This window comes from Deinococcus aquatilis DSM 23025 (assembly GCF_000378445.1).
GTDB classification, from domain to species: Bacteria; Deinococcota; Deinococci; order Deinococcales; family Deinococcaceae; genus Deinococcus; species Deinococcus aquatilis.
Genome location: NZ_KB899701.1, coordinates 122,214 through 141,015 on the forward strand (window position 1 = coordinate 122,214; position 18,802 = coordinate 141,015).

General features: G+C 63.4%; 20 protein-coding genes and 1 rRNA gene. 11 read left to right on the forward strand and 10 right to left on the reverse strand.

The window, feature by feature from the left end:
• Positions 1–25: 25 nt before the first annotated feature.
• Complete coding sequence (locus tag F561_RS0105985) at positions 26–1,234, forward strand: vWA domain-containing protein (protein ID WP_019009044.1); 1,209 nt, start codon at positions 26–28, stop codon at positions 1,232–1,234.
• A 122-nt stretch (positions 1,235–1,356) separates the two neighbouring features.
• On the opposite strand, the gene F561_RS0105990 is transcribed toward F561_RS0105985, so the two are convergent.
• The 4 genes from F561_RS0105990 to murI all read right to left on the reverse strand — a co-directional run bounded on the left by F561_RS0105990 (position 1,357) and on the right by murI (position 3,793).
• A complete protein-coding gene (locus F561_RS0105990; RefSeq protein WP_019009045.1) occupies positions 1,357–1,584 on the reverse strand; it encodes a DUF4287 domain-containing protein in 228 nt (75 codons plus the stop codon).
• Positions 1,585–1,690: 106 nt separating this feature from the next.
• On the reverse strand, positions 1,691–2,050 hold the full coding sequence (locus F561_RS0105995) for a DoxX family protein (RefSeq protein WP_019009046.1): 360 nt from the start codon (positions 2,048–2,050) through the stop codon (positions 1,691–1,693).
• 76 nt (positions 2,051–2,126) lie between these two features.
• On the reverse strand, positions 2,127–2,885 hold the full coding sequence (gene rph / locus F561_RS0106000) for a ribonuclease PH (protein ID WP_019009047.1): 759 nt from the start codon (positions 2,883–2,885) through the stop codon (positions 2,127–2,129).
• A complete protein-coding gene (murI, locus tag F561_RS0106005; protein WP_040379975.1) occupies positions 2,882–3,793 on the reverse strand; it encodes a glutamate racemase in 912 nt (303 codons plus the stop codon). The genes rph and murI overlap by 4 nt, the downstream gene beginning before the upstream one ends.
• Positions 3,794–3,864: 71 nt before the next feature.
• Between murI and F561_RS0106010 the strand changes: the two genes are divergently transcribed.
• Positions 3,865–4,455 (forward strand): GNAT family N-acetyltransferase, encoded by a 591-nt coding sequence (locus F561_RS0106010; protein WP_019009049.1) that lies wholly within the window; start codon positions 3,865–3,867, stop codon positions 4,453–4,455.
• Between the two features lie 89 nt (positions 4,456–4,544).
• On the opposite strand, the gene argB is transcribed toward F561_RS0106010, so the two are convergent.
• The gene (gene argB, locus F561_RS0106015) at positions 4,545–5,294 is read right to left on the reverse strand and encodes an acetylglutamate kinase (protein ID WP_019009050.1); all 750 of its coding nucleotides are present in this window, start codon (positions 5,292–5,294) and stop codon (positions 4,545–4,547) included.
• 77 nt (positions 5,295–5,371) lie between these two features.
• Positions 5,372–5,878: a GNAT family N-acetyltransferase gene (locus tag F561_RS0106020; protein ID WP_040379977.1), complete on the reverse strand. Its 507-nt coding sequence runs from the start codon at positions 5,876–5,878 to the stop codon at positions 5,372–5,374.
• A 187-nt stretch (positions 5,879–6,065) separates the two neighbouring features.
• Here F561_RS0106020 and F561_RS24900 point away from each other — a divergent pair, with 187 nt between their 5' ends.
• The 5 genes from F561_RS24900 (at position 6,066) to F561_RS0106045 (ending at position 10,095) form a co-directional block, all read left to right on the forward strand.
• Complete coding sequence (locus tag F561_RS24900; RefSeq protein WP_245556439.1) at positions 6,066–7,172, forward strand: tRNA dihydrouridine synthase; 1,107 nt, start codon at positions 6,066–6,068, stop codon at positions 7,170–7,172.
• Positions 7,169–7,750 (forward strand): DinB family protein, encoded by a 582-nt coding sequence (locus F561_RS0106030; protein ID WP_019009053.1) that lies wholly within the window; start codon positions 7,169–7,171, stop codon positions 7,748–7,750. Before F561_RS24900 ends, F561_RS0106030 begins: the two co-directional genes overlap by 4 nt.
• A gap of 185 nt (positions 7,751–7,935) precedes the next feature.
• Positions 7,936–8,865, forward strand: coding sequence for a hydroxymethylbilane synthase (gene hemC, locus F561_RS0106035; RefSeq protein ID WP_019009054.1), 930 nt, complete (start codon positions 7,936–7,938; stop codon positions 8,863–8,865).
• A 37-nt stretch (positions 8,866–8,902) separates the two neighbouring features.
• Entirely contained in the window at positions 8,903–9,094 is a 192-nt protein-coding gene (locus F561_RS28690; protein ID WP_157451602.1) for a hypothetical protein, read from the forward strand.
• A gap of 23 nt (positions 9,095–9,117) precedes the next feature.
• Positions 9,118–10,095 (forward strand): asparaginase, encoded by a 978-nt coding sequence (locus F561_RS0106045; protein ID WP_019009056.1) that lies wholly within the window; start codon positions 9,118–9,120, stop codon positions 10,093–10,095.
• A 91-nt stretch (positions 10,096–10,186) separates the two neighbouring features.
• On the opposite strand, the gene F561_RS0106050 is transcribed toward F561_RS0106045, so the two are convergent.
• On the reverse strand, positions 10,187–10,801 hold the full coding sequence (locus tag F561_RS0106050; protein ID WP_019009057.1) for a DedA family protein: 615 nt from the start codon (positions 10,799–10,801) through the stop codon (positions 10,187–10,189).
• A 185-nt stretch (positions 10,802–10,986) separates the two neighbouring features.
• Between F561_RS0106050 and F561_RS0106055 the strand changes: the two genes are divergently transcribed.
• Entirely contained in the window at positions 10,987–11,688 is a 702-nt protein-coding gene (locus F561_RS0106055; protein WP_019009058.1) for an HAD-IA family hydrolase, read from the forward strand.
• 98 nt (positions 11,689–11,786) lie between these two features.
• On the opposite strand, the gene F561_RS0106060 is transcribed toward F561_RS0106055, so the two are convergent.
• Positions 11,787–12,464 (reverse strand): SDR family oxidoreductase, encoded by a 678-nt coding sequence (locus F561_RS0106060; protein WP_019009059.1) that lies wholly within the window; start codon positions 12,462–12,464, stop codon positions 11,787–11,789.
• 144 nt (positions 12,465–12,608) lie between these two features.
• Positions 12,609–13,826 carry a M24 family metallopeptidase gene (locus F561_RS0106065; RefSeq protein ID WP_019009060.1) on the reverse strand — a complete coding sequence of 406 codons (1,218 nt, stop codon included), beginning with the start codon at positions 13,824–13,826 and terminating at the stop codon, positions 12,609–12,611.
• Positions 13,827–13,887: 61 nt separating this feature from the next.
• On the opposite strand from F561_RS0106065, the gene F561_RS0106070 reads away from it, so the two are divergent.
• Positions 13,888–14,757, forward strand: coding sequence for a DUF1266 domain-containing protein (locus tag F561_RS0106070; RefSeq protein ID WP_019009061.1), 870 nt, complete (start codon positions 13,888–13,890; stop codon positions 14,755–14,757).
• A 12-nt stretch (positions 14,758–14,769) separates the two neighbouring features.
• On the opposite strand, the gene F561_RS0106075 is transcribed toward F561_RS0106070, so the two are convergent.
• Positions 14,770–16,380: a DUF4153 domain-containing protein gene (locus tag F561_RS0106075; RefSeq protein ID WP_157451603.1), complete on the reverse strand. Its 1,611-nt coding sequence runs from the start codon at positions 16,378–16,380 to the stop codon at positions 14,770–14,772.
• 131 nt (positions 16,381–16,511) lie between these two features.
• On the opposite strand from F561_RS0106075, the gene F561_RS0106080 reads away from it, so the two are divergent.
• Both F561_RS0106080 and F561_RS0106085 read left to right on the forward strand, forming a co-directional pair.
• Positions 16,512–18,365 carry a menaquinone biosynthesis decarboxylase gene (locus F561_RS0106080; protein WP_026298631.1) on the forward strand — a complete coding sequence of 618 codons (1,854 nt, stop codon included), beginning with the start codon at positions 16,512–16,514 and terminating at the stop codon, positions 18,363–18,365.
• 335 nt (positions 18,366–18,700) lie between these two features.
• A 16S ribosomal RNA gene (locus F561_RS0106085) occupies positions 18,701–18,802 on the forward strand; the annotation flags it as partial.

Here is an 18,802-nt window from a genome sequence, read left to right on the forward strand (position 1 = left end):
GCCTCTACAAGCGCCATGCTATGGTATGGCACGCCTGACGCGGTACAGCAAGTTTGAGGGTGAACTGGATCAGATCGATTCTTCGGAACTGATGCAGATGATTCAGGAAGCGCTGTTGGGGCAGGGCATGAACGACCCCTACGATCCCGATCCCAATACCCGGCCCAGCATGGACGACCTGTTTGACGCCATTTTAGAGGCGCTGGCCGAACGCAACATGATTCCCGAAGATCTGCTGATGGAAGCCATGCAGTCTGAAGACGTGCGCGAAACCAAATTGGGTGAGCAGATTGGCCGCCTGATGGACCGCCTCCAGCAAGACGGCTTTATCCGCAAGGAATTTGAAGACGGCGAGGGCGGCGGGCAGGGCAATCCCGGCGAATCCACCTTCCAACTGACCGACAAGAGCATCGACTTTCTGGGCTACAAGTCCCTGCGTGACCTGATGGGCGGGCTGGGCCGCAGCAGCGCGGGCGCACACGATACCCGCGAGTATGCCAGCGGCGTGGAAATGACGGGCGAACTGAAAAATTACGAGTTTGGCGACACGCTGAATCTGGACACCACCGCCACGCTGGGCAACGTGATGGGCAAGGGTTTCGAGAATCTGGAAGAGTCCGATCTGGTGATCCGGCAGGCCGAGTACAACTCCAGCGCGGCGACCATCGTGCTGCTGGACTGCTCTCATTCCATGATCCTCTACGGCGAGGACCGCTTTACGCCTGCCAAGCAGGTGGCGCTGGCCCTCGCGCACCTGATCCGCACCCAGTACCCCGGCGATACCGTGAAATTCGTGCTGTTCCACGACAGCGCCGAGGAAGTCACGGTCAGCAAGCTGGCACAGGCGCAGATCGGGCCGTACCACACCAACACGGCGGGCGGCCTGCGATTGGCCCAGCAACTGCTGAAGCGCGAAAACAAGGACATGAAGCAGATCGTGATGATCACCGACGGCAAACCCAGCGCCCTGACGCTGCCCGATGGCCGGATTTACAAGAATGCCTACGGCCTCGATCCCTACGTGCTGGGCGCGACCCTGCGCGAGGTTGCCAACTGCCGCCGCAGCGGAATTCAGGTCAATACCTTCATGCTGGCCCGCGACCCCGATCTGGTGGGCTTCGTGCGCCGGGTCAGCGAAATGACGCGGGGCAAGGCGTACTTCACCACGCCGCAGAACATCGGCCAGTATGTGCTGATGGATTTTGTGACGAACAAGACCAAAATGGTGAACTGATAAAACCGGGAGTGGTGAGTGGGAAGTGGGAAAAGAGCGGGTCTGCACAGAGAATCTTCTGGCAGGCCCGCTCTTTTTTTCTCACAGATGTTCGGAAATGGAAGCAGGTTCGTGGTGGTCGGTCAGTCGCCTTGCTCCGCCTTCATCGCGTCGTGGGCTAGCAAAGTCGCGTAGCCGTGTCCTAAACTGTGTTCAGCTTTCAGCCAGTTCACGATCTCGCTGTGGCGGGCCAGTTCTTTCGCCTGCAACTTGGCCTGAATGCGGGTCAGCCAATCGGGGATGCTCACGCCCGTTTTGGCCTCGATATTGGTGTAGTAGCTCTGCTTGATCTGTTCCGGCGTTTTTGCCATACGGACTCCTCATTTTTATGAAGAAAAAGGCATGTCAGCAAATTGATCTGACATGCCCGCTCTTTTATCTTTTTCCACTCACTACTGACCGCTCACCACTGACGGTTTACTTCCTGCTGCCTACCGCCAGTAGCGCCCCAAACAGCGCCAGATTCTTCAGGAACTGGGCTTCCTGGTGGCTGCGTTCCTTGCCGCTCTTGTCCCAGAAGGGGTGGCCGATCACGGTGGTGGGAATCAGGCTGGCGGCCAGCGCGGTGGTGGCAAAACGGGGAGCCACGCCGAGGGCCAGCATCGCGCCTGCGCCCAGCATCACGGCGCTGTTGGCCCGCACGGCCAGTTCGGGTTCCGGCACTTCTGCGCCCTTGGCCGCCCGCACGATAGGCTCAGGGTTTTGCAGATGATCAAGGCCGTTCTTGATAAAAATGCTTGCGAGCAGTGCCCGCCCGATAAATCCTGTTACGCCCATGTTTGAAGCCTCCTTGAGATGCTGGGAAGTTTAGCGCAGGCCGGGACGTTTGGCCCGCAGGGGCACCACCTGTAGGCTAGACGCCCGGAGGCACGGCCAACTGCCTGCCCAGATCCACCATCAGTTCCTGCACCGCCGCTACCCCGGTGGTCATCAGGCGCGTGAATTCTTCGGTGGTCATGGGACCTGCCTCGGCTCCGCCCTGCGTTTCTATCAGCAGGCCGGTGCTGGTGGCGACCACGTTCAGATCGGCGCGGGCCACCTTGTCTTCGGCGTAATCGAGGTCTACACGCAGTTCATCGCCCACTAACCCCACGCTGATGGCTCCGACGTTGTGCAGCAGGGGCCACTCGCTGAGTTTTCCGGCCCGCACCATCCGGTCACAGAGGTCGTGCAGGGCGGCGTGGGCGGCCAGAATACTGGCGACGCGGGTACCGCCATCGGCCACCAGTACGTCACAGTCTATGTACAGCGTCTGGTTCCGAAAGGGCCGCAAATCCATGCTGGCCCGCATCGCTCGCCCCAGCAGGCGCTGAATTTCGTGGCGTCGGCCATTTTGCAGGCTGCGTTCGCGGGGCTGGCGGTCTGTGGTGGCACGCGGCAGCATCGCGTATTCGGCGGTCAGCCAGCCTTCTTTCAGCCCCCGCATATGCGGCGCGGCCTTATCTTCGATGCTCACGGTTGCCAAAATTTCGGTGCGGCCCATGATCAGGTGGGCGCTGCCGGGGGCGTGCGGGTTCACGCTGCGGCGCACGGTCAGCGGGCGGGGAGTCAGGCTGCCCCGGCCCTCACGGACGGGCAGGCGGGTCTGGTGGTTTGTTCTGGGTGTCGTCATGTCTGGATTGGCTCGATTCGGAGCGTTTCGGCTCGGGGGGAAGAAGGAATGGGGGAGGCTGGGAGATGTTGCCCCGTACTGTCGCCCGTACTGTGCCCTGTATTGTGCATGGCCCCGGCCAGCAGGGTGGCGATCACAGGCCGCGCCGCCTCCACCGGGCCAGTCAGAAAAAAGCGGATTTCGGGCGTGTGAGGGACACTTTCTGACCGCAATAACCCGAGGCGTTCCAGTGTGCTGCGGGTGTGCCGCGCCACCGCCGCGCCGCTGTCGACCAAGGCAAACGTGTCTCCAAATTCGGCCCGGATGGCCGGGGCCAGAAACGGATAGTGCGTGCAGCCCAGCACCAACTGATCGGCTCCGGCCCCCCGCAGCGGCTCCAGCACGCGCCGCAGTTCGGCCCGCGTTTCGGGGCTGTCTGCCCGTCCAGCCTCGACGAGGGGCACCAGCGCGGCGCTGACTGCTGTGATCACCTGCACGCCTGCGGGCACGGCAAATTGTTGAATTGCATCCTGAAGCAGGGTGCCGCGCAACGTGCCGGGGGTTGCCAGCACGCCCACCACGCCCGAACGGGTGGCGAGGGTGGCTGGTTTGACTGCCGGAACCAGTCCGATCACCGGAAACTCGGGGCCGTATTTCTCGCGCAGATGGGTCAGGCTGAAGGCGCTGGCGGTGTTGCAGGCCACCACCACGCCCTTGACGCCGCGTGCGTGCAGGGCGGCCACGGCCCGCGCGGTCAGGTCGCGCAGGTCGTCGTCGTCGCGTGCGCCGTAGGGCAGGTGCGCGGTATCGGCCAGATACAGGATGTCCTCAGAGGGCAAGCTGCGGCGAAGTTCGGCCAGTACGCTGAGGCCGCCTACGCCGCTGTCGAAGATGCCCAGAGGACGGCTGGAAAGGTCGGCGCGGCTCACATCTGGGATGATAGCGGAGGGGGGGAACACCGTGTAGTTTTCTGTGTGCCCACTCGCCGTTACTCTTTGTTATGCCCACTCCGCCCCCCATCCCGCACGAAGTCCGTACCCCGCGCCTGCTGTTGCGGCGGCCCCAGCCTGCCGACGCCGAGGCTCTGTGTGCCGCTGTTCTGGCATCGCTGCCGGAGTTGCAGCCGTGGATGTTCTGGGCACAGACGCTGCCCGAGGTGGAGGCCACCCGAAAGAATTTGCAGGAAGTGGCCGCGAAGTTCGATGCCCGCGAGAATCTGCGGTATCACCTCTGGCGCGTGCCCGAACAGCCCAGCCAGCCTCTGGAACTGGTGGGCAGCAGCGGCTATCACGCCCTCGATTGGCAGGTGCCCAAGGGCGAAATCGGGTACTGGATCGCCACGGCGCACGCGGGGCAGGGCTACGCCACCGAGGTCACGCACGCTCTGACCGAACTGGCGCTGACCCCGGCGGCAGAAGGTGGCCTCGGCTTTCGCCGTCTGGAGATCCGCTGCGATCCGGCCAATGGGCGCAGCGCCCGTATTCCGCCCACGCTGGGATACCAGCTCGACGCCCATCTGGTCAACGATGCGGTGGCCGCCAGCGACCCGGCAGAGCTACGGGACACTCTAATTTTCAGCCGAACGAGATAAGGATTCTGGGAGGTGGGGTGTGGGTTGTGGGGTGTAGAAAAAGGCGTGTCAGTCGCTCTCTTCCTATCTTCTGACCTCCCCACTTCCCCTCACGCCGTGACCCGCGTTCCGGCCTCTCCCCGCGCCGCTGCCGCCAGCACCCCGGCCACCATTCCGCTGGCAATCGTGGCGTGTGGTGCGCCCCGGTCCAGGGCGTCCAGCGCGGCGCGAACCTTGGGAATCATGCCCCCCGCGATCCAGCCTGCGCGGATGCCTTCTTCGGCTTCGGCCCGGCTGAGGGCGTTGGCGCGGCTGGCCGGATCTGGATAATTCCGGTATACGCCGTCCACATCGGTCAGAAAGACGATGCCCTCATTCAGTGCCCCGGCCACTGCTCCGGCGGCAGTATCGGCATTGATGTTCAGGGCGTCGCCGTCTGGCCCCACCGCCACGCAGCCCACCACGGGCGTGATTCCGGCCCCCAGCAGGGTTCGCAGCAGGTCGGCATTGACCCCGGTCACGCGGCCCACGCGCCCCAGAGCCGGGTCGAAGGTTTCGGCGGTTAGCAGATTGCAGTCTCGTCCCATCAGGCCCACCGCGCCGCCTATGTCCTGTGCCAGTTGCTTGTTCAGTTGGCACAGCGCCATTTCCACCACGTCCATCGCCTGCGGCGAGGTCACGCGCAGACCGCCCAGAAACTCGCTGGGAATGCCCCGCGCCGCCAGTTCGCGCTCTATGACCGGGCCGCCACCGTGAACCACCACTACAGGCATCTGCGCCCTCAGCGCCGCAATTTCGGCGGCCACTGCGCGGCGAAGCTCCAGACTTTTCATGGCGTTACCGCCGTATTTGACGATCATGACGGCTCTGATGATGCCACAGACGGGCGCAGGTTCTGGCTATGAACCCCAGAACGTAGGGCGCGGAGAAATTGGCCTCAGTCTGCGCTGACGCCCTGTACCCCAAGATTTGCGCTCACCGCAGGCACGCCGACCGCCTTGGCGTACCACGTCATCACCGGGCGGGCATCCAGGGCGAAGGTGTATCCCAGCCGCTCCCAGAACCGTGCGCCGCGTGGGTTCTCGCCCAGGACGCTCGCCAGAATGCGGGTCGTTCCCCTCGGTACACGGCTCTCCAGATGCCGGACGGCCTGTTCACCCAACCGTTGTGATTGCCGGTCCTCGCGGATCAGCAGCAGATTGATGGTCAGGTCGCCTTTCTGGGGGTAATCGTGTTTGCAGTCCAGGCTGCCCACCAGATGGCCGTCGTCGTCGTGCAGCAGTTCCAGGCGTCGGCGGGGATCGAGCAGGGCAAATTCTACGTCGCGCTCGACTTCGGTGAGGCTGGGAACACGGCTGCCCAACAGGGCAAAGTAGCCGGGGGCGGCGGTGTATAGGCTATGGAGCAGTGGCGCGTGGTGCAGCGCCAAGCGGGTCGCGTTCAAGGGAAAGCCTCCCATCCGGCAGCATCATACAGATGAAATTCCAAGGGAAGTCCAGAGGAAGGTCTGTGGGTTGCCGGACTGCCCAGAGCATACCTCCCGCACAGCCTGATCCGGAATGAATTCAGGAAACGGCGGAGTTGATGTTGTATTCACGGTCTGGTGGGGGTGGGTGCGCTACCCTGCCGGGATGATGTACATGCCCGCTCTGTCTCCCTCGCCTCCGGCCAGTTCTCCCCAGCCGGGCTTTTATGCCGCACGGCTCGCTTCTGTGGCGGCGAGGCGAGGCGGAGCAGTGCTGGCCCCGATGGCAGGCTACAGCGACGCGCCCATGCGCCAACTGGCCGCCGAGCAGGGCGCACTCTGGACGGTCAGCGAGATGATCAGTTCACGGGGCCTCGCGCTGGGCAGCGATACCGAGAGCCTGAACTTGGGCCGTCCCTATGCAGGCGAGTCGGGGCGGGTGGTGCAACTGTTCGGCGCAGAGCCGGACGTGCTGGCCGCAGCGGTTGCCAAGGCAGAGGGCTGGTTTGCTCCGGCGGCCATCGACCTGAACATGGGCTGCCCGGTGCCCAAAGTGCGCGGCAAGGGCGGCGCGTGCCTGTTGCAGACGCCCGAACTGGCCTTCGATCTGATCCGGGCCATGCGCGGCGCAACCGGACTGGACGTGAGCGCCAAAATCCGCCTGGGTTGGGACAGTAACCGTAGCCTGGAAGTCGCGCAGGGGTTGGCCGAGGCAGGTGCGGCCATCATCACGGTGCATGGGCGCACCAGTGCCCAGCGGTACACCGGAGAAGCCGACTGGGACGCGATTGCGGCAGTAGCGGCGGCCGTACACGTTCCCGTGATCGGCAGCGGCGATATTCGCAGTGTGACCCAGGCCCGGGAACGCCGTCAGTTGGGGGTTTCCGCCGTGATGATCGGGCGCGGCGCAGTGGGGAATCCGTGGATTTTCAGGTCACTGGCAACGGGCGACGATGCACGCCCCGATCTGGCTGCCCGCGCCGCAACTGCGCTCCGGCACGCCGAGCTGCATATCCAGTTCTATGCAGGGCCGCAGGGCACGGGCCGCGTGAGCCTCCTGCCGCTGCGTAAAGTCCTGCCGCAGTATCTGCCGGACGTGCCCGAATTGCGCGGCGATCTGGTCAAGATCGAGACCCTGGAGCAGTTGAAAGATTGCCTGAGGCCCTATCTGGGAACTCCATCCATAACTGACCGGATAGGGGATGATGGATTCATGTCTGCCGAGTCAGCACCACAGACCCCCGTGACAGGGTATGCTGTGAATCGGCCATGAATGTTCGCGAGTACTATACCTACCTGTCCGCTGCCCGCGAGCAGTTGTGGAACTTCCTCCGTGCTTTACCCGCAGAGGAACTGAACCGCAACCTGATCGAAAACGGCGACCGCTTCCACACCATCAAAGACCTGCTTTTGCACGTCACCGACGTAGAGGATCACTGGGTACACGCCATCGCACGCTCAGAGGGCGTGCAGCAGTCTGGGAGGTACCGCCACGACTGGATCAAACCTGACGCCGCCCAGTACGAGCTGAGCTGGATCATCGAGTATGGCCGCGAGGTCAGTCAGAAAACGCAGACTTTTCTCGACAGCGAACCAGACCTGAATCAGAGCGTCAAATTGGTGCAGGACGATCCCGCCAGCGATACCGTCACGCTCGATCAGTTGATGTGGCACGTGATGACCCATGAGGTTCGCCACACTGCTCAGATTGCCCTGCTGATCCGTCAACTCGGGCATGTGGCCCCCTGGCTGGATTACATGCGCTTCGTGCGGCCACAGGTCACGGCAGCCCAGAACAGCGGCGCAGATCAGGAACTGGACGCCGATCTCGACCTGGAAGACGATCTCTAAAGACCCGTCTCCTTCACACAACATCTTCCATCCACACGCCGCTGTAACGCCGAGTTCAGCGGCGTTGCCGTGGTTTTTGGCTGGTCAGGTCTGTACCGACACACGTGGATCAAGTCTTGACCGTTCTGGCCCCAGATGGTTCTTAAGCAGCGCCGCACCCAAAAGCCGTCTATACTGAGAGGGTTATGCGGACGGTCACGGTAGGGACGCGTGGGAGCACGCTTGCACTCGCGCAAACCCGGTGGGTAGTCGCCCGGCTCAAAGAAGAATGGCCTGAAACGGATTTCCGGATTCAAACCATCTCTACAGGCGGCGACAAAAACCGGGGAAGCCTTTCAGAGATGGCTCAGAAAGGCGATAAAGGCTTTTGGGTCAAAGAAATCGAAGACGCTCTGTTGCAAAAACGGATCGATATCGCGGTGCATTCCCTCAAGGATTTGCCCACCGTACAGCCCGAGGGTCTGGAAGTCTCTTCTATTCCCAAGCGGGTCGATGCACGCGACGTACTGATTGGCAAGGAAGGCATGAAAAAGCTGGCCGACCTGCCCAAAGGTGCCCGCATCGGTACGAGTAGCGTGCGGCGCAAGGCCTTCTTGCGGGCCTACCGCCCCGACCTCCAGATCATCGACTTGCGGGGCAACATCGATACGCGCCTTGGTGTGCTGGCAACGCCCGACTACGACGCCATCATTCTGGCCGCAGCGGGCCTGATCCGCACCGAGATGCGCAACCGCATCGATGAATTTCTGGAAGCCGACATCATGCTTCCTGCCCCCGGTCAGGGCGCACTGGCCCTGGAAACCCGCGCCGACGACGATCTGAATGTAGAAGTGGCCTACGCCATCCACGACCACACCACCGACGACCGGATTACCGCCGAACGCGAGTTTCTGGCGGGTCTGGGAGCTGGATGCATGGCCCCGGTGGGTGCACACGCCACCATCAAGGGAGGCGTCCTGACCCTGGAAGGCTGGGTGGCGGCGCTGGACGGCAGCCAGGTCATCCGGGCCACCAGCATCGGTGACGCCGGAGAATGTGCCGATATTGGTGCAGAACTGGCCGCCGACCTGCTTGACCGGGGCGCTCAGGCTCTGGTCGACGCGGCCCGCGAGTAAGGCCCACAGGTTATAGCGGACCTATGAAACTGAACCCATGAGACTGACAGCGAGAGTGTGGGGAATGGCGGCTTTGGCTGCGGCCCTGTGGTTTGTCATCGGCCTCGTGCAGCGCACCCGTGCAGGCGCGGCCCTGGCCGACGCTGCCGTGGCCGAACTTCCGCTTACATTGGCGGTCTTCGGAATCGCGGTCATCTGGACCCTTCTGAGGCAGGGCCGGAACAGATAGGTCTGAGAAGGAGAGAACAGGTCATGTCCCCCAAAAAACGCCTCGCTGTCGTTCATACCGGGGGCACGATTGCCAGTCGGCCCAGCCCCGATGGACGCGGCGTCACGCCCCAGACGCCGCCCAGCGTGCCGGGATTGCCGGGTGTGGAGGTCACGCACCACCAGCCCTTCAACCTCCCCAGCCCGCATGTCACGCCCGCGCACATGTTGCAGTTGGCGCACCTGATAGAGCGGTTGGCCCCGGACGCCGATGGAATCGTGGTCACGCACGGCACCGATACCCTCGAAGAAACGGCGTTTTTGCTGCACCTCACGCTATCGGCCCGGACGCCAGTCGTCCTGACGGGCAGCATGAGGCATGCTGAAGAAGTCTCTTGGGATGGCCCCGGCAACCTGCTGGACGCGGCTTATACGGCACTGCACCCTCAGACTGCTGGACGAGGCCCGCTGGCCGTGTTCGGCGGCGATATTTTCGATGCCCGCACCGTGACCAAGGTGCATACCACCGCTGTAGACGCCTTTGGGGGCTATCCCGGCCCAATTGGCCGCATAGACCGGGCAGGCCCGTTGGAGCAGATGCGGGCCTATCTGCGCTACTTCGCCATTCCTGAGCCGCGCCCGACCTACGCGCCTGCTGCCCTGACCGCCCGTGTAGAAATCCTGTATGCCGCCGCAGGCTGGACGGGCGAGGGGTATGCAGAGGCCGAGGCCCGTGCCGATGGTCTGGTTATTGCCGCGCTGGGAACCGGGAACCTGCCCGCCGAACTCCTGCCCCTGATCGCCGCGACCACCAAGCCCGTGATCATTGCCACCCGCACGCACGCTGGCCCCGTGATTCCGGTGTACGGCTACGCGGGCGGCGGCGCAACCCTGGTCGCTGCCGGAGCTATTCCCGCCAGCTTCCTGAACGCCCACAAAGCCCGCCTATTGCTGATGGTGCTGCTGAGTTTGGGCCTGAGCCGGGCGGAGATTCGGGGAGTGTTCGAGGACGGAGTGTTTTAGGGGCAGTGAGTGGTCAGTGGAAAAGATAAAAAAGTGGGCCTTCAACAGAAATTTGTTGAAGGCCCGCTTTTTCCTACTCACCACTCACGGTTTACGTTGTTTCCGCCGCCTGCTCTCGCCGCCGCCGCACGAACCATACCCCTGCACCGACCACCAGCAGCACCAGAATCACCTTCGAGATGGGGCTGATGTACTGCTCGACCCGGTCGTAATGCTCGCCCAGCAGGTAGCCCGCGCCGATCAGCAGGGCGGCCCAGATGCCCGAGCCGATGGCGCTATAGGTCAGGAATTTGGGCAGCGGCATTTCGCTCATGCCCGCAGGCAGACTCAGCAGGCTGCGGATGCCGGGCACCATCCGGCCAAAAAGCACCGCCTTGGTGCCGTGTTTGTCGAACCAGTCGTCGGCCTGCCGAATATCTTTGCCCCGCAGGGTCAGCCATTTGCCGTGTTTATCGGCCCACGCCACCAGCTTTTCTTCGCCAAATGCCCGTCCGAGGTAATACAGCGGCAGGGTGCCCAAGACACTACCGATGGTGGCAACGATCAGGACAATCACCACATTCAGGCTCCCGCGTGAGGCCGCGAAGCCCGCAGAGGGCAAAATCACCTCGCTGGGAATCGGCGGAAACAAGTTTTCCACGATCATCAGCAGCAAAATGCCCGCGTACCCCAGGCTGTCCATTACATTCTGTACCCATTCGGCCATAGAGATCCAGATTACCGGGTGAGTGTCATACCAAACGTCCTCCTAAAGAATTGCCGCACCGAAGAGTGCTCCGGCTCAGGGTCCGTTCAGGTAAAGATTGTTTGGGCACTGGCCCCGACACGGCTGGTATCTACAACAGACTGGCTGTCATCTTCGGCGGCCCCTTCCCCCCCTAGACTGCGGACATGACCGTTTCCGACCCCCTCGCGGATGCCAAAGCACGCGGCATTCGCGCTCTGATCTTCGATTTCGACGGCACGATTCTGGATACCGAGAGCCGTGAGTTCTGGCACTGGCAGGAGTTGTACCGGACACATGGCCGCGAACTGGCCCTCACCGATTGGCAGAGCGGCATCGGCACCTGGGACGCCTTCGACCCCTGGGCTGGCCTGCCCGATACGGTGCAGGCAGACCGCGAGCAGGTCCATGCAGAGCTGCACGGGCGCATTCTGGCTGATATCCAGGAACAGGATGTGCGCCCCGGCGTGCGGGCGGTGCTGGAAGCGGTGCAGCCTGCCGGATTTCGCCTTGCCCTGGCAACCAGCAGTGACCGCGCCTGGGTCACGCGTTGGCTGGAGCATCACAACATGCTGCACCTGTTTGAAGTCATGGCGACCCGTGACGATGTGGCCCGCGTCAAACCCGATCCAGAACTGTATCTGCTGGCCGTAGAACGCCTGGGCCTCCGACCCGAAGAATGCATTGCTGTGGAGGACAGTTTGAATGGTGCGACGGCTGCCGTTGCCGCCGGAACCCGCGTGCTGGTCGTGCCCAACGACGTGACCCGCACCCAGCCGTTTCCGCCGACTTGGCCGCGTCTCGGGGGCTATGAGGGCGGATTGGCGGAAGTGGTACGGGTAGCAGTTGGGGGAGCTTCGACTTCCTGAGGACAGCCATTCCTAGATGCGTCCCCTGCCTGTCATTTACTCCTGCCTAGAGTTCACGACCTCCACGCTTTTCCCACTGACCACTGACAAAGCGCTCCTCAAACGTCCGGGTACACCTTCAGTTCCGTCACGTGTGCCCGGTCTGGGCGGGTGAGGGCGTGGGCCACACTTTTTGCCAGCCCACGCGGGTCGATCAGGCTGTCCCAGCTCATGCCCGCATCCCGGTTGGTGGGCGTGTCGATGGCCCCCATCGGGTACAGCACGCAGCCGCGCACGCCCTTGGCCTTCAGTTCGTCGTGCAGGCTGAGGATATAGGCGCTGACGGCGGCTTTGCTGGCCGTGTACAGCGCGGCACGTGGGCCACTCAGGCGGGCGGCCTGACCTGCACTGACGCCCATGATCAGGCCGTCTTTTTGCTTGAGCATGCTGGGCAACACGCCCTGCACCGCGTGAAAGAGGGTGATCATGTTGGCCCCGAACATGGCGTTCAGGTCGGCAGTGGTGGCCTTCTGTGCGTCCTGCATGGAAAACGCACCCGCCGTATGCACCAGCGTGTCTACCTTGACCTTGCGGAGCAGTTCCACCGAGGCCGGATCGGTCAGGTCAACGTCTATGACCTCGGTGGCGGGAAAGCGGTCGGCGGCCTTCGCCAACGCCTCGCCGCGCCCGACCAGCACGATCTGTGCGCCTGCATCTTCTAATTCCTGAGCTATCGCGGTGGCGAGTGCGCCGCCCGCGCCCGTGAGCATGACCGTGGAGGAGCCGAGATTCGCCATGTGCCTAGCCTAGAGCATTTGCCGCAAACTGACCGGGTGAGTCGCATGAAGCTTGCCGTAAGGTTGGATTTGGGAAGCGGTGCGAGCGGTTGAGGTGTCTGAGAGTGGAGTGGGGCAACTGAGCGCCGTTGCCGCCCCATTCCCTTACACCTTCTCTGCTCCGTAAGCTGCTGCCCGCACTGCTTCCCAGTCGCCCACGCCCAACACGAAAGGTTGCCGCTGGGTGTCGGTGGTCACGCGTGCGCCCGCTGGATCCAGGTACACGTCTACCTCACTGCGAATGCCAAACCCCTGAGCAGCAGGGTAGGTGCCGGGTTCCACGGTCACGCACAGGCCGGGGGTCAGGCGGCGGGTGTCGTGGGTTTCGTAGTCGTCCAGATTTGCGCCGCTGCCGTGAATCTGCACGCCCAGATCATGCCCGGTGCGGTGTAAAAAGAATTCGTTCCAGGGCGTTCCCATCGTGTCACGCACGGTGCGGTCTATCTGCCAGCCGCTCAGGTCGCCGCCCGCCAGCAGTTGCGCTACGCCCGCATCCCGCGCTGCCGCCACCGCCTGCCACGCATCCAGATACGTCTCAGACGGCTGGCCTGCGTAGCCCACCCACGTCACGTCGGCGTAAGGGCGGCCCGGTTCCTGTGCCCACAGGTCGATCAGCACGCACTGGCCCCACTCCAGCGTGGCGTGCTGCTCGGGGCTGGGTTCGTAGTGGGAATCGGCGGCATTCACGCCAAAGCTGACATTGACCGGGTGACCGCTGAGCATGCCCGCATCGGCAATCGCCTGCCCAATCACGGCCTGAGCGTCCAGTTCGGTCACGGGCTGACCCGCTTGCAGGCGCTCGTGAATCAGGCGGTAGGCGTCGTCTTTGGCCGCCATCAGCACGGCGGCGGCCCGCTGGTGCGCGGCCAGATCTTCGGCACTCCAGGTCAGGAAGGCTTGCAGCAGATCGGCGCTGCTTTCCACCTCAGCGCCCGCGGCCCGCACCCGCTCCACGGTTCCAGCGTCCACCCGGCTGACATACGGCACGGCTCCCAGTGGGCTGTATTCCATCGCCACCCGCTTTCCGGCGACCACGTCGCGCAGAGCCGTATTCAGTTGGTCGTGCGAGCCAAAAGCCCGCCGCTCCACGCCCCAGCCCGCCGACAGATTGGCCCAGGTGCCGCCCTCGATGTGGTTGTGCAGCAGCACCGCCTGACCCTCGCGGGGCACCCACACAAAGAATCGCCGGGTCAGAAAAGCCTCTTTGGGCAGGCCCAGCACCTTCGCTGCGTGCGGATTCAGGCCCTGAAAATCGTAGATCAGCCAGCCATCGAGGTCGGTGGACGCGAGGGCAGCCCGCATCTGGTTTACCGGATTGGTCATACCCCAGAGATTATCGGAAACGTGTAGGGGCCGCTCTGGTGGCTGAGGTAGTTTGATGCTCATGGACGTTTTACGGTTGCTGGTGCCTGTTGTGGTGGTGTTGGTGGTCATGATTCTGATCTGGGCGGGACGGGCCATGCTGGAAGGTGCGCGTGAGGGCGTCGCGGAGGCCAGAGAGGAAGAAGCGGCGGCCAAGGCTGTGCAGACCGCCGAGCAGGAAGCCAGAGCGCAGGCCCGCCTGGAGCGTTTCGAGGCCGCCTCCGCCGCGCTTGCACCCGCTGACCGATTCGCGCTGAATCTCCGTGCCCCCTTCACCGAGATCTGGCTGGAAATTTTTCCGCAGGAAGACGGGGCCAGCCAACTGGAATATCTCTACCGCCTCACGCCTCCCGTGGGTCAGGAAACTGAACTGAAAAAGGCGCTGGAAGAAGGCTGGGACATCACCGATCATGCTTCGGCCATGCAGGCCCTCGCGTGGCTGATCGACAGCGGCCATCGCCTGCCCTATTCGCAACTGCGGCGGGCCATCGCTGCCGGGGAAGAGTTACGGGGCAACTCGCGTGAGGTGGGCGTGGTGCAGAAGTGGGAAGCGCAGGTCGGAGAGGCGGGCGGCGCGGCCTTCGATCTGGCCCGCGCCGTGGATGTGGCGGCGCAGGCGTATGCGCTGGGCTATCTCAGCGAGGCCGAATGCTGGCGGATTCTGCGCCAGTGCCGGATGCTGGCTCAGGACCTCTTTGAGAGCTGGGAAACTTACGGCCAGAGCTTTCTGGCAGGCGCGGAGTTCTGGAAATCGGGCGGCCTGCTGGACATCCGCCACAAGCGCTATGCCAAAAGCATCCGCTGGCTGCAAGAAGACCCGCAGAGTCCGTGGCTGCGCGACCCCTGGCCCGTATCGCCGGAGCGTCAGGAACGCCTGAAGGCGATGAACTGAACCGCTTCTGGATCACGGCTGAAGCTCAAGCACTGCCCGCCGCGCCCGCTCCTGACTGAGGTTCCAGACTCTCGGATCACGGGCGATACCGAATTCTTCTTTCAGCCGCTGCACCACGAAGGCGCGGGAAGTGGTGCAGTTGCGCTCGGTGGGGGGGCAATCGCGGCTCAGGGTGTTCAGATTTGCAACGACGGTCGGCACGGCGTCGGCTCCCAGACCAATCAGTGCCCATACGTTGGCCTGCTGCGGCGTACTGCGGGTCACGTTGGTCACGGCGGTCAGTTCGCGCCCCACATTCACGCGGGCGATCAGTGCGCCGGGATTGATCAGCGTGGCGATCAGCAGTGTGCCGAAGCCTGCCAGCAGCGCCGGATAGGCAAAACGCCGCAGGGTGCCGCGCCACAGGCACACGCCCAGCCACGCCAGCGCCAGCACCAGCCATACCAGCAGCGCCGCGCCCAGCACCCGGATTTCACTGAGGCCGTAGGCCAGCGTATACAGCCGCCAACGGTTGGCCGCACTGACCAGCACCAGCGCCAGCGGCAGCAACACGGCCAGATTCAGCAGGCGGTAGGTGGTCTGCGCCCTTACCTCTGGCCGCGTGAGGCCGTAGGCGGCCAGCAGCAGCCCCAGCGTCAGGAAGGCCACCCACAGCAACTCCGAAAAGCCCCGGCGCACATATTCGGCAAAGGTAAAGCCATCGGGCAGAGTGATGCCGCTGAGAAAGTAGGGCAGTTGGGTAAACAGAAAGACCAGAAACAAGGCTCCCAGCGCCAGCAGAGGCATTCCGGTCTCGATCAGACCCAGGCGTCCGCCGCGTTCTTCGGGAGATTCGGTGGCCCTGCCAAACAGGGTGGGGGAGAGGCCCATCAGCGCCGGGTACCCGAGGCCGCCTGCGAAGGCCATCCAGATCAGTACCTTAAATGCGCTCTCGATCAGGTTTTCCGGGTTCCAGCGCCACAGCCCCGAAATCAGGTCGGCAAAGCCTCCATCGGCCCCCGCCAGCAGCCCGCCGAACACCAGCAGTACGGGAATGGTCAGCAGCAAGCCCGTTAGCCAAGGCGTAGTTTTCCCCGATTTAGTTCCCCGCAGCCGCGCCCACAGAAAGCGCTCCAGCAGGGCCACCGCTCCGTAGCCCAGCCGCATCCCGCCCGTCAACACCATGCCCGTCATGCGTCCGGTGGCAGTAGTAGCCAATCCCGCATGCCGCCATACCCCCGCTCCCAATACCAGCGCCAGCAGCAGCGCCAGCACATTCAAAAAATGAAACTGTTCGGGTGCGTCCCACACGGCAGAGGTCAGGGCAAATGCAAAGGCTACGCCCAGCAGCGTCATCCCTTCACGGGTCGGGGTCTGGCCGTGCCGCCGGGCACTCCACAGCAGCAGGCTGCCCCACAGCGCCACCCACACCGCCAGATTGATGCCCAATTCTCCGCCTGTGCCAACCGTTAACAGATGGGCTGCCAGCCCAGCCAGCGCCGCCGCTCCCAGGGGCCACGCTGCCCGCTCTGGTCGGGGGCGGGGCGCGGCTTCCAGAATGGGGTCGGAGGTGGGCGTAGGGGCCAGGGGAGACACCGAAAAAGACGCTGACGGAGGGAAAGGTGCGGGGTCGTCTTGTGTCATGTCAGCACCGTAGCGGCGGTACTGGCGTGGGTCGTCGGCCAAAAGAAGGATAGGACACAGCCACTGGGGGCGTCGGCGCTTCTGCCTTCTCCGGTACGGTTGCCCCGGCCCCCGGCCTCTACACTCGCTCTATGGCGTTTCCTGACCTCAGACATTTTATGCGGCTGCTAGAAGACCGGGGCGAACTCGTGCGGGTGCCTTTTCCCGTGGACCGGGAACTGGAAATCACCGAAATCGCAGACCGATTGGTCAAGTCAGGCGGCCCTGCCGTGCTGTTCGAGCAGGTCAAGGGCAGTCCTTTTCCGCTGGTGATCGGGCTGATGGGCACGCGAGAACGCACGGCCCTGTCTCTGGGCGTGTCTGATCTCGATGATCTGGCGGCCAAAGTCCGTGCCCTGATCGACCTGAAGGGCAACGGCGGCCTCGGCGGAATGCTGGGTAACGTGACCAAGCTGAGGGACGCGGCCAACCTGCCCCCCAAGCGCGTCAAAACTGGCCCAGTTCAGGAGGTGGTCTGGCGGGGCGATGAGGTAGACCTCTCCAAATTGCCGGTGCTGAAATGCTGGCCGCAAGACGGCGGGCCGTTTGTCACGCTGCCGCTGGTCATCACCAAAGACCCCGAAACGGGCGAGCGCAACATGGGCATGTACCGCATGCAGATCATGTCGCGCAATACCACCGGAATGCACTGGCAACGCCACAAAACAGGCACGCGCCACTTGGAGAAGGCCCGCAAACTGGGCCAGCGGCTGGAAGTCGCGGTGGCGCTGGGCGGCGACCCGGCCCTGATCTACGCAGCCACCGCGCCCCTGCCGCCGATTCCTGGCCTCGATGAATTTGCCCTCGCGGGCTATCTGCGCGGCCAGCGGTATCCGGTGACAAAGGGCATCACCGTGGACCTTGACGTACCCGCCAATGCCGAATTCATTCTGGAAGGCTACATAGACCCGCAGGAAGACTGGGTCATGGAAGGGCCGTTTGGCGACCATACCGGCTTCTATACACTGCCCGATCTGTACCCGCTGTTTCACGTCACGGCCATCACCATGCGCCGCGATCCGGTGTATCCAGCGACCATCGTGGGCCGCCCACCGATGGAAGACGCCTACCTGATTGAGGCGTCCGAGCGCCTGTTTCTGCCTGCCGCGCAACTGATCCTGCCCGAGATCGTGGATTACCACATGCCGCCCGCCGGGGTCGCCCATAACCTCGTGGTGGTGGGCATAGACAAGAAGTATCCGGGCCATGCCTACAAGGTCGCCAACGGTCTGTTCGGGCTGGGCCAGATGATGTTTGCCAAGGTCATCGTGGTCGTAGACAAGGACGTGCCCGTCAACGATTTTGGGGCGGTGTGGCGTGAGGTGGCCGCCCGCGCCGTGCCGGGCCGCGATACCCTCGTCACACGCGGCCCCAGCGATGTGCTCGACCATTCCAGCCGGGGCTGGGGCTACGGCGGCAAGCTGATTCTGGATGCCACCACCAAACTCCCCGAAGAGGTGGGCAGTGCCCTCAGCAGCCGCGATCATCAGGGCACCGACGGCACCGAGGCCGTGACCTTCGTGCCCCGCGCCAGTCTCGACCTTCCGGCCTTTGAAGGCGTGAAGGCCCAGCGCCAGACCGACGACGGGTACTGGTTGGTGGCCTTCCACAAGACCCGCCCCGGTCAGGCCCGCGAATTGGCCGAAGCCTTTGCCGCGCATCCCGCCTCGGCAGGCGTGCGTCACCTCCTGATCTGCGACGATCTCACCGATGTCACCGATCTTCAGGATGTGTGGTGGACCATTCTCAACAACATTGATGCCGAACGCGACGTGTGGACCCTACCCACCCCATCCGGTGCATTGCTGGCCTGGGACGGAGCACGCAAGCTCCCCGAAGAAGGCTTCGTGCGCGAGTGGCCGCCCAAAATTGAGATGGAGCAAAGCGTCAAAGACCGCGTGGATGCCCGCTGGCACGTGTACGGCCTGCCAGATTCTCTGCGCTGAAGCCATCTTTTCTTCACCCCTTGCACTCAGCGGTGCGGGGGGTGTTGACATATGGGGAGACAGGGCATATATTTCTCTTCGCCCGAGAGATCGGGCGAGGCGGAAAGCCCGAAAGGGTGGCCGCTGGGACGCATGAAAACCTGATGTTAAATGACGAGAACAGGGTTGCCTGACAGGGCAATTTCAGCGGGTTGGCAGGAATGCTGATCTCCAGACTGAAGCAAGGCGGAGACGCCAAATGAAGAACTTCCTTGGAAGTTCGCAAATCGACCATGCGACCTGTTGCATGGACAAACTGATCATTACAGCTTCTTTGGAAGCTGCACTGAATCCACTTTTTGGAGAGTTTGATCCTGGCTCAGGGTGAACGCTGGCGGCGTGCTTAAGACATGCAAGTCGAACGAGGGTCTTCGGACCCTAGTGGCGCACGGGTGAGT